We start from the raw sequence: 12,027 nt of genomic DNA, 5'->3' as shown, positions 1-12,027 counted from the left end.
ATATACAAATAGTTTTCAGTCTGGCCTGTTTTCCTAGCCAAAAAAGACGCATCTGCATGAAACAGATACATCTTTTTCATTTCGTTATTCGTCTGCAATGTTACTTTTTTCATTCCATTGAATCTCTCTTCTCTAGATCTCCTTATCTGCAAATGATCTGAAATCTTTCGTGATCGCCAACTGTTTGCTGCCTTCCAGATAGAAGTGATCATCTGCCCTCCAGGTATGACTTTTTTTATTTTGTCTCCGATGATACACATAGTTATATGGTGATGTAGCATAGGTTTTGAATCCTCTTTTTCTGCACTGCCTCAGAAAGGTTACATCTTCTCCAACGGAACGATCTGTGAACCAGACCTTTTTTAATATTTCCTTTTTGAACAGAAGCGTACCGCCTTGTACAAATTCCACATATTTATTCTGTTCAGTGGGGGATCTGACCAACAGCGTCTTTGAAGCGCCCAAGTAGACCAGGCAGGAATGTTTGCCCACGATATCACTTTGGGTCCGCTTGAGTTCTTTCACTTGTTCCTTCAAATAAAAAGGGGAGTAGTAATCATCGTCATCAAATTTGGCGATCAACGAAAATCGGGCTCGTGTGATACCAGCATTCAGGCTTTGTCCTAACGATATGCGTTCTGGAACTTGATAAACGGTAACATTAGCATGTTTTCGAACGCGGTTCCGATATAATTGCAGATTCATGCTGTCATGATTCAAAATGATGATAAGTTCTTTTCCTTTGTAGCGCTGTCGATTGTAATTTTGCAGGATGTTGTCAAAAAATTGCGGCCGATTCGTACATACAATGATGGAAACACCGTTTCCCTTTTTAGGGGTGGTCATGACATACCCTCTTTCCTACATATATATATTTTTGTATCATACGTGCAGAAGCAGAGAATGGTATAGACGAATCGATGACGTATTTAACACCAAAAAACCCTCTGTCCTCAAGATCAGGACAAAGGGTTCTTCATTTTATTCTATGCTTGGATGGATTCGTTCATATATACGGCTTTACCTGTACGAGCGGATTCATATAGTGCTTCCAGTATTTGCGAAACCACCAAAGCCTGTTTAGGCGTTACGACCGGTTCCAGATCCTTATCGATGGCTTCAATCCATTTTCTCATCTCTACATCCGGCGCGCTCTCGCTCTTTCCATCGTAGAAAGCTACCCCGCCTGCACTCAGTTCAATTTCGTTGGTGTACAGACGACTGAATTTCTCGCCATTGATGCGCAGGCCATTCTTCATATCAGCGCCCGCTTCGCTTCCGCTCAAGCTGCATTTCGCTTCATCCACGTCCAGTGAATTTAGTGCCCAGCTGGATTCCAGCATGATCGTTGCACCATTTTCCATTACAATCATGCCAAAAGCGGAATCTTCGACGGAGAATTTTTCTGGGTCCCACGGGCCCCAGGCGTTCGCTGCATTTTCCCGTTGTGAAAGCTCATGATAGGTTGTGCCGAGAACAACCTTCGGTTGATAGTTATCCATCATCCACAGAGTCAGATCGAGCGCGTGTGTACCGATATCAATCAACGGTCCGCCGCCTTGTTTCTCCTCATCAAGGAAAACACCCCATGTAGGTACAGCTCTTCTTCTGATCGCATGCGCTTTGGCAAAGTAAATCGAACCCAGTTCGCCAGCTTCACATAGCTGCTTCAAGTACAAGCTGTCTTCTCTGAAACGGTTGTTGTATCCAATGGTCAGCTTTTTACCAGTCCGCTCGGCTGCTTCAAGCATTTTTTGAGCTTCGGCGGATGTCTTCGCCATCGGTTTCTCACACATGACGTGTTTTCCAGCTTCCAGTGCGGCAATAGAAATCTCTGCATGTGAGATATTCGGTGTCAGTACATGAACAATGTCAAGGGACTCATCCTGGAGCAATTCCTGATAATCCGTATACACCTTTGCTTCGGAAGTGCCATATTTTTCTTTGGCTTCTTCTGCACGTTCCTGAACGATGTCACAAAAAGCAGCCAGCTCCACGTTATCAAGTTTGCTCAGACTCGGCAGATGCTTGCCGTTTGCAATCCCTCCACAGCCAATAATTCCTACACGATACTTTTTACTCATATCCATTCACCCTCACTTTTGGATTGGTTGTTTCATTTTACGGAAAGTCGATGGGGTCATCCCCAGACGTTTGCGAAAAACCGCATGCAAATAATTGGCATTGGTAAACCCTGAAGCCAGGGCAATTTGTTCGATGGAAACATTACTTTCTTCCAAATTGCGGCACACCGCACGCAGGCGAATATCCTCCAGCACACGGCTGAAAGGCATTTCCGGCTGAACCTGATAAAAGATTCGTTGCAGTTGCCTGCTGCTAATATGCAGCTTCTCCGCTACATTCTCCAGCGTTACTGCTGTGGGATGATTCGCCTCCATATACTGAATGGCATAATCGTACCTGTACACCGACATGTCCCGCACAGGCGCCTCCGCCCGATTTCCCCCGATATCGTAGGCTCGGACGGTCTTGAGTAGAATACTGATCACTTGCTGCTTGATGGACGTGTAATATCCAATGAGTTTACGATCACAAGCCTCATAAGCTTCCAGGAAACAGTTCATGGCACGATGATAATCATGGACTGGAGCAAGAGGAAGCGTTCTGAGCTTTTCGATCGTTTCCTCGGATTCCGCTGCCTCCCACGGATCTACACCCTCTCTGGGATGTTCAATGATATCCACATGAAGACATAGCTCATCCATGGCCTCCTGGGAATCTGCCTCCTGATAATGAACAAGACCTGGACCTGTTAAATACAGCATGCCTTCCGAAAGCGGATGCATTTCATCTCCCAGAATGACTTTACCTTTCCCTCTCGGGATGAAATGGAATTCGAATTCCGCATGGTTATGAAAATCAACGACTCTGCCTGCCGGAAAAGAAGTCAGATGAAATCGCAATACACGTATCTCGTAGTGTCCCCACAGGATCGAGATTTCCAGCCTTTCTAGGATATCCTGTCGTTCCAGCATTTTCTCATAAGGATATCGGCTCAATACAGCACCTCCCAATATCCTACCCCTGCAAGTCCTTCAAGGAGATTCTGCGCCCTTCCTTGGCAGAGAGGTTGGCCGCCTCCATCAGTCGAGTTAACTGAGTGGCCGTCTGCAAATTCTCGGTAGCAATCGTATCATTTTGAATATGGGATACCCACTGGCTGAATGCGCTTTCTCTTCTGTCCAGCAAAGGAATCTCCGTCCATTCTTTTTGTTGATCTGAACCGACATTTGTGCGAATCAGCAGCTTATTCTCCGGTGTTCCGTATAACAGTGTGCCCTCCGTACCATGAACCTCGATCGTAAACGGCGAATGACTGTTCACAAATCCAGCCTCGACCACACCAATTGCTCCGGAATCTGTAAATAACGTGGCAACGGCGTTATCTTCAACCTCTTTGCCAGTTACATATCCAAAATTGGCATTAACACCAGTCACTTCTTGACCCAGGAAAAGATTCGTCAGATACATCGGATGACAACCGAGATCAATCAATGCCCCGCCCTGGCAATCTTCCAAATCATAAAAATGCTCAGGCAACCAGTTGCCTATGGCCCCGTTATGAGATAGACGTACACGAACATAAGTCACTTTACCAAGTAGTCCTTGGCTCAGAACATCCTGAATCGTTAATGTATACCCATCATTCAGACGAGGCAAAGAAACTGTCATTTTCACTCCGCTATCCTGTACATCAGTAATGATCGTATTGACCTCTTTTACGGTTGAAGCAATAACTTTCTCTGTGAAAATATGTTTGCCTGCTTTTGCAGCAGCTGAGATTACCTCTTCATGAAGGCGAGTTGGCGCATCCACAATGACGGCATCGATGTTGTCCTGTGCCAGCATATCCTCAAGTGAAGCGTAGAATGGTACGTTCAGACGTTCGGCTGCTTCCTGTCCGCGCACGGCATCTTCATCCCACACCGCAGCCATCTCCGTATCTTCATGCTCCTGAACCTGCTTGATATAATCCCAGGCATGGACGTGCCATAAGCTTATTTTGCCTATTCGAATGGTCACTATGTTTAACCTCCATACTATATGATATTCTGACATCTAAGTATAAAGTAACACAGACTTGATCTAATTTTAATAGGAACTTACGACAATAAATATATAAAATTACGACATGATTCAGAACAACCTATCGAAAATAACAAACAAAAAGCTTCCCGTTCACGCCGTCGTGTTACAGGAAGCTTCCTCTTCATTAAAACAAGTTGGAACCATTACACACGAAAAGCCGACAAGCCACTATCTTTGGGCTTGTCGGCTTTTCATTTCAATTTCCAGATTTATGGCAAGGGTTTTTCCTCAGAAGGCTCTTTCGTATCGGAAGCTTCTGCTGCAGCAACGAACAAACGTCCTGACGCTTCCACCTCAACTTTGTTTCCTGCTGCATCCTGCGCACGGATCACGATTACTCCACCATCAAGCACCAGCGAAGGAGCTGTGGTGTAGGTGCCTGTATAATGACCAGGTTCCGTCTCCACCAATGGAATCTCTGCCCCAGCCTGTGTGCTCAGATTGGATGGCAGCTCAATCCGGAAAACAGCTTGCAGATTAGGCGTACTGTCGAAAGAAACCGTCACGCTCTCTCCTGCCACAATCCGTACATCCTCCGCTGGAGAAATATTCGTAAGCTCCGGCAGAGCTGTTTCCACATGAACGACACGGGTCACGGTTGTTTTATTGCCGGCAATATCCGTCGCCGTTATTGTAATGGTGTTCTGGCCTTCATTTACGAGTAGGCGGTGATTAAAGCTTCTGTCTTTCTCCAATTGCACTTTTTGTCCGTTCACAGTCACCTTGTCGAGGAATTGGTCCTTTACATGGCCTGTCACATGCACTACTTCCGTATTGGTTCGACTTCCTTCCTCAGGAGTCAGAACCGTTAACACAGGTGCGGTCTGATCCAAAATGATTACAACTGGAAGTGAACGGTCCGTTGTCTTTCCGTTAACTACCGCCTCGGCAGTAAGGGCGTTAATGCCTGCACGGAGTTTTACATTAAGCTTAAACGTTCCATTCTCTACAGTTGTTGTTCCCGCAACCTCTTTCCCGTTATAGATCTTGATTTGGGCTCCATTAGCTGGAGAAGTTCCTGATACGGCATATGTCGATTGATTCGTATAAGTGTTCGTCGGTTGCGTGAGGACAGGTGCATTCACCGGGTATCTCACCACTGCACGAATCATATAGTTCCCCTCTTCTGCAGGTGCAGTACTCCATACACCCCCTACACGCTGCCAACTCCGCTCCGCATTCACACCCGTTTCATCGGTTGCAAGTCCCGGTGCGCTCGTTCCAGCAGCTGTCTGTACATACACGATGTAGAAGTCACCTTTCACCACCACTGGTTCTGGAAACTCAACGGTTGTCCACTGATCATTGCGCAGTGCCGTACCGTCGAACGGTCCCGCCAGCAATCGTCCTGGTGCTCCACCCGAACCGGAGGCATCATAGACAGCATATTGGAATGCCGTCCCACCCGGTACAGGCCACTCCGTATTCCAGAATCGAAGGGATGCACCTGTAAGCTGTGCAGTTTCCATTTCCGGTGTCATACGTACAGCCCAAGCATTATTGGCTGCGACAAATGCTCTTGCATTTTCAGCTGTTCCATCGTCATAGGCGATTTCTCCGGGAAACCCGATAAATGGTTTTAACGCCACCTTCGCTTCGACTTTTCCATTTCCAGGTACCGTTACATTTACAGTTTTGCTGTAATAGTCAGCAGCCATAATGGACAGCGTATAGTTTCCTTCCAGTACATCCAGGATGAATTTGCCGTCTGACCCTGTCCGAACAGCACCTACCTGAGCATCTTCCAATACAAGAACGGATGCTCCAGCTATAGGCTTTCCTGTCCGTTCATCGCTCACAATACCTTCAATCTTGCCTTGAGGAATGGTCTCCAGATTGAAGTTGGCTGTCGCTCCACTACCATCCGTGATGGTTACCGTCTTCGTCTGAGGGTAATATCCATAGGCCTCAGCCTTCAACGTGTAATCGCCCGCCACGTGAGTAAAGCTGTATTTGCCTGTCGTCGGGTCCGTCTTCACGGAACGTCCTGTTTCCAGAACGGTGACCGTTGCACTTGCAGGCAAGCTTTGCGGCGTTACAGAGCCTGTTCCAGGTTTCTGTATTTCGGGCTGTTCCTGCTTGGTTTTATTGAATTCAGCCTTGTCCGTGCTTGAAATTTTGTACCAAGGATTATCATATGCCGGCTTAGGCTTATCACTGTTCAGAACAACCGCCGTATCTTTCGTCACCGTCTCAGCGGCGATTCCCAGAATGCGGAAGTCATCGATGTACCAGCCTTGCTTGACGACACTGTTGTCTGAAGTCAATCTGAACCGGAATTGAACTTCATTTCCCTTCAATGCAGTCAAATCGTAGAATACCGGTGTCCATTGTTTCCCGTTTGAAGAATGTGAGAACTTACCGAGCTCCGACCATGTGCTGCCACCGTCTTTCGTAGCCTCGACATAGCCGTAATCGTATCCACTTTCAATCTCATACCAATGATTAAAGGTCAGTGTGGCTTGATCCACCTGAGTCAGATCCACCACTGGTGATACCAGAGAATAGTTCGACCCGTTCTCATACGTACTGTCCAGGTCCGTTGCCCACACATTCGGCGAAGATACGGCACTGGCAGGTCCAACGACCGGTACGCCGCGCTCCCACTCGTCCTTGGTGCCCGAATGAGTCCAATCATTGTCGTTATTGCCATCGAAATGGTCGATATAGATATCTTCAGGGACCTCCACGGTCACGGATACCTCATTCGACTTGTCACTTTCATTGCCGCTATAATCAAGAGCGGCTACCGTATAATAATAAGTCGAATCGGTCACCGTAGCGGTATCCGTAAAGGTTGTTGCCGAAGTATTTCCGATGGCTTCATAACCGCTTCCTGAGCTTGTTGAACGATAGATGTTGTAGGATTGCAAATCCTCATCGTCTGTTCCGGTCCAGGACAAGTTTACATTTCCCAGTATGTCGGCTGAAGCGGACAATCCGCTTGGTGCTCCCGGAGCAATATCATCTGGTGCTTGAACGGAAAAGTCATCGATATACCAGCCAGCCTTTTGAACGGAATTGTCACTCGTCAGATTAAACTTGATAAACACCTGCTGACCAGCATAATCACGCAAGTCCACATACTGTGTCTTCCATCCTCCACCAGCACCCGTGAAGCTCAATGCCTCTTCGAATGCATAGTCACTGTCCTCCGTTGCAATGTACACTTTGCCAAAATCGACGTTGTTCTCCAAATCATACCAGTGTTTGAAGGACACCAATGCTCCCTCTGTACTCTGGGTAAGATCGATTGGCGGTGCGAGCAAATAGGTATTACTATTGGCTGCGTAAGTACCGGTCAAGTTGGTAGCAACCACTTTATCACCAGAGAAGGCACTTCCCGGACCGCTTGTTGGTGCTCCCCAAGCCCAAGTGTTACCAACGCCCCCGGAGGTAAAGCCGAGATTATCTTCCTCAAAATCCTGCAGATATCCAGGCTGGACTCCATTGGATACTGCAACCTTATAAACTTTACTCTCGAATCCGTTGTTACCGTAATCATTGACTCGGATGTAGTATTCCAAGCCCTGCGACTCGATTAAGAATGACGGAATCGTCGCTGTGTAGGTTCCGTCTTTGGCATCTCCATCAATCCGATTCATTGGCAGATATACATATTGGCTTGTGCCTGTTGTTTTGGCAAAAGCTTCGACTGCAGTTACACCGACATTATCGGTAACACGCGCAGTCAGCGGAATATCCAGCCCCGTAAAAGCAGATTTTACAGGCGTATGCTCCAGGACTGGTGCTTCCAGATCGTCACCTGCTGTGACAACCCTGCCAGATACTGTTCCTATGCCCTCGAGTACGGAACCTACTGCATCCAATGCATTAATGATGCCGTGCCCGTATCCGTTATTTGGCGATGTTGGGTACTGGCTGTCTGTTCTCGGTGTCGCTGTATCCATAATGATCTGCTCCAACTGATCAACCGTAAGGGAATGATTGGCTTGAAGCAGGAGTGCGGCCAGTGCAGTTGTATGCGGGCCTGCCATGGACGTGCCGTTCCAGCCACCCTCATATGCTCCGCCCGGAACAGAGGAACGAATGTTAACACCTGGGGCCGAAACTTCAGGTTTTATCTCCTCATATGGGGACGGACCAAGAAGGGAAAATGAAGCCAGATTCCCGTCGATATCCGTTGCTCCGGTAGCAAAGCTTTCTGGATAGTTCGCAGGGTTCGCAACCGAACCTGGCCCTCCCGGGTTCGTCAGTGTCACATTCCCGGCTGAGAATTCCGGAAAGATCTGTGCATCTCGCCAAGCCTGAACCATTGGACGGAACCACTCGTCTAATCCTGGGCCACCACCCCAGGAATTGTTCACCACATCCGGGGCAAGCTCAGGATGCAGGTTTCCTTCGGCATCTACTGGAGCAATCAGCCATTGCCCGCCATCCAGGATGATGGCATCGGTGGTTTCCGGATTGAAAATCCGGACGGCAATCCATTTTGCTCCGGGAGCAACCCCGATCTTGTTGGTACCGTTGGCTTCGGAACCTACCATTGTACCCATCGTATGTGTACCATGACCGTCTCCATCCGCAGGAAGGGAGGCATTGCTATGGGGATCATACCAGCTTAGCTCGGGATCAACGATATTTCCCGAAGCATCAAGTCCTCTCCATTTACTGCGGAGCGCCGGATGGGTGTAATCGACCCCGCTGTCCAGGTTGGCAACAACGATTCCTGTACCGTCGATTCCTCTATCCCAGACTGCTGGCGCGTTGATAGAATCGATATTCCATTCAACGTTCTCTGTCTGCAAGCTCTTATTATCAGCCGCTGCATTTCCCTTCGCTGCTGCCTCTTTGGCTGGTGCCTTGGCAGACTCTGTTGCTGGAGCTGCTGTTGCATTTTCGCTGCTAACCTCGGTTTTCTGCATATAACGCTGCTCGTTAGGCAGTATTTTATCCACTTCGGGAAGAAGTGCAATCTGTTCCATGACTTCCTTCTTACTTGTTACTGCGAGTGCATTAACGATGAAATAACTTTTATATTCTTTGACTTTGCCAAGGTCAAGTTCCTTTTCAAGAAAACTTTCCAGGGTGTACTGGGATCGTGAGGCCGTTTCCCGCAGAGTACTGACAACCGTGCTTCGCACAGACAATTTCGTTGCAGAAGCCGTTTGCTTTTCGATCGTTGCCTTTTCCATGGCTTGCTTGGATACTGAGGCTGTATCTACCTGTTCTTTCATTTTCACCAGATAAGTTACATAATCATTGCTCTCAAATTCCTTGCTCAGCTTGGCGTTGATTTTGGAGGTGGTGATTTTCCCCAAACTGGATTTCATGTCGATCTTCTGCGATGCAGCGTTTTCAGCTGAAACCGGATGAATGATAGATAATGCAAGGAGAAGCGACAGGCCCATGGAAAGCGGCTTGCGTAAACGGTTTATCTTTATCAAACTTTTCCACTCCCTTTACCCGGTTTTTGTAATACAGCGATTCACTGTACCCATTTCTTTAAACGAAATGATAAAACGGCCTCAATTGGACAGACAGATTGCGTTTATCTACATCGAGCCTCACCTCCTTTACAGGACAGGTTATTGGATAGTAAGTTGCATCGTCGTATATGAAAGATTGCAGGTAGCCATTTTCAGAGTATATGGAAGAGGTGGATTTCAGATCAATCCATCTTGTGAGCGGAAATTCGCATGCATTATGGAGGGTAATCACCAGCGTTAGCAAGAACGCATACTTTACATGGGAGTATTATGGATCTGGGTAGATCAGGAGATTTCTTTACATATGTACAAACACACTCTCAAAATTACATATAATATAAAGTTTAGAAACTAATTGTATTTTTATGGTATATTATAGAGTCAAAAAAAGAGATATACAAGTACTTTTATAGAAAAATATAGAAAATAAGCCTTTTTAATGCTTTCATAAGTCTAATGACTCTCCATTATGCTTCTGTTTTTCGCAAATGCGAAACATCCAGGTTTTTTGACTGATTCAAACCGTCCGTGGTAATGATGTCTGAACCATCCTGACACCAAAAAGAAGAACGACGTGAACTTCACACCGTTCTTTATTTTAGGTTCTGACATTTCGATTAAGTATCGTATCGAACTACACACCCGCTTGTCCTTATTTCAGTGCCGTAACCACTTCTTCACTGGACCGAATCCGGCCCAATCTGGGAAAAATGGTTTTACAAACGTAGTCATGCTCTTCCTTGGTAGCGGCTGTCATTGCATCTTCTGCAAAAATCTGTTGATAACCATGCTGATAAGCTTCTCTGGCAGTAGTATCCACTCCGATGGATGTAGAAACGCCACATAATACAATAGTATCGATTCCCCGACGTCGCAACTGAAGGTCAAGATCAGTACCGAAGAATGCACCCCATTGACGCTTGATAATCGTATGATAAGGAGTATAGGCTGTCATTTCAGGCACGAATTGATCCCAGTCTGCGGTATACCCGATCGCTCCCCGTTCCATATCCGTCCTTGGTTTCAACATGTCTTTTCCATCGACGGACGAGACTTTTACAAGCACTACAAATGCTCCCTTTTCCGTAAAAGCCTGTGCTAGCTTGGCCGCATTCTGCACCACTTGCTCACCTGAATGTGGAGCCTGTTGCGGGCTATTCACTATCCCCTTTTGCAAATCAATCACGACCAACGCTGTTTTTTCAGCTCTAAGCTGATCAGTTTCTGCTTTTTTCAAGCTTTCCATGATCTTCGCTCCCATTCGTTTCAAGTTTTTTGTATACTTTAAAATACACCCAGCCAGCGTTGATCCATATCAATACACTGGTAATGAGAAACACATATCGTATGCCCATCCAGGCGGCCACTTGTCCTCCTAAAACCGCACCGCCGAATACACCCAGATATCCTGCTGACATGTTGAAACCGAACACCCTGCCTGTCAGGGAAGCCGGAGTAATTTTTTTGATCAGCGTATTTACCGAAGGAATCAATCCGGCTGCCGCCAACCCCAATAAAAAACGCAGGACCATCAACTGCCATGGACTCGTTACAAACGCCTGTGCTATGAAGAGAATTCCGGCAGCTAGAAGAGCAACCAATATTACTTTTTGTGCGCCTATTTGGTCCGAAAGCCTGCCCAGTCTTGGTGCAGCAATGAGGTTGGCCAATCCTGATGCCGAGAACACGATTCCGGCCAGCAGAGCAACATGCGAAGTGTTACCAGTAAGCTGCGTAATATATACGGTAATGATAGGCTCCACCGAATATAAAGCTACAGTTAGTACAAAAAAAGTAACAAACAAGTGAATCGTCAGACTTTTCTCGGGCACTTTTCGCCATACTTCCCTAAGGCCAATCACCATTTTGTCCTCTCTCGTGAATGATTCCTTCACAAACAAAGCCGTCGTAATAAAGGCAATCAGCATCAGTCCACCCGTTATAAAAAACGAATTCTGGAGCCCCCAATTCACCCCAATGAAACCGCCAATTGTCGGACCGATCAAGGAACCTGCAATGTTGGCCGTTGAAAGTGTGCCCAACGCATAACCCGCATGTCTGGAATCGGTTTGGGTAGCAATCAGCGTCGTACAGGCGGTGCTATATCCTGTAATGACACCCTGCAGCATCCGAAGTCCAACGAGCATGTACACATTGGTTGAGAACCCCATACAACCTACCACTACAGCCATCCCCAAACTGGCTCGAAGGAGCATCGGTTTTCGTCCCCAGCGGTCGGCAGCTGCTCCCCATATGGGGGAGAAAATGGCGGAAAGCACAAATGTGATGCCAAAGGCAATCCCGGAGAATTGGGCAATCGCTGCTGAGTCATTCACACCAAGCTGCTTGATATAGAGCGGCAAAATCGGTGCGATCTGGCTCATGCCTACTCCGGTCACAAACATTCCAAACCAGCAAACAATCAAATTTCTTTTCCACAGCTGCATATCAACAAGCCTTCCTCCCG

General features: G+C 47.0%; 7 protein-coding genes. All 7 read right to left on the bottom strand.

Annotated features, from left to right (window positions below):
* Positions 1-132: 132 nt before the first annotated feature.
* Positions 133-846 carry a glycosyltransferase family 2 protein gene (locus ACFTRD_RS10185; protein ID WP_379379387.1) on the bottom strand — a complete coding sequence of 238 codons (714 nt, stop codon included), beginning with the start codon at positions 844-846 and terminating at the stop codon, positions 133-135.
* Between the two features lie 140 nt (positions 847-986).
* Positions 987-2,084, bottom strand: coding sequence for a Gfo/Idh/MocA family protein (locus tag ACFTRD_RS10180; protein ID WP_379379385.1), 1,098 nt, complete (start codon positions 2,082-2,084; stop codon positions 987-989).
* 12 nt (positions 2,085-2,096) lie between these two features.
* Complete coding sequence (locus ACFTRD_RS10175) at positions 2,097-3,020, bottom strand: AraC family transcriptional regulator (protein WP_228469308.1); 924 nt, start codon at positions 3,018-3,020, stop codon at positions 2,097-2,099.
* Positions 3,021-3,039: 19 nt separating this feature from the next.
* Complete coding sequence (locus tag ACFTRD_RS10170) at positions 3,040-4,044, bottom strand: Gfo/Idh/MocA family protein (protein ID WP_379379382.1); 1,005 nt, start codon at positions 4,042-4,044, stop codon at positions 3,040-3,042.
* Positions 4,045-4,319: 275 nt separating this feature from the next.
* Complete coding sequence (locus ACFTRD_RS10165; RefSeq protein WP_379379380.1) at positions 4,320-9,518, bottom strand: S8 family serine peptidase; 5,199 nt, start codon at positions 9,516-9,518, stop codon at positions 4,320-4,322.
* A 694-nt stretch (positions 9,519-10,212) separates the two neighbouring features.
* Positions 10,213-10,806, bottom strand: a complete 594-nt coding sequence (locus ACFTRD_RS10160) for a hydrolase (RefSeq protein ID WP_379379378.1) — start codon at positions 10,804-10,806, stop codon at positions 10,213-10,215.
* Positions 10,778-12,007 carry a multidrug efflux MFS transporter gene (locus ACFTRD_RS10155; RefSeq protein ID WP_379379376.1) on the bottom strand — a complete coding sequence of 410 codons (1,230 nt, stop codon included), beginning with the start codon at positions 12,005-12,007 and terminating at the stop codon, positions 10,778-10,780. Before ACFTRD_RS10155 ends, ACFTRD_RS10160 begins: the two co-directional genes overlap by 29 nt.
* Positions 12,008-12,027: the final 20 nt, after the last annotated feature.

This window comes from Paenibacillus sp. NPDC056933 (assembly GCF_042674385.1).
Taxonomy (GTDB): domain Bacteria; phylum Bacillota; class Bacilli; order Paenibacillales; family Paenibacillaceae; genus Paenibacillus.
Note: the sequence above shows the minus strand (reverse complement) of the source record. Positions and strands in the feature narration are given on the sequence as shown.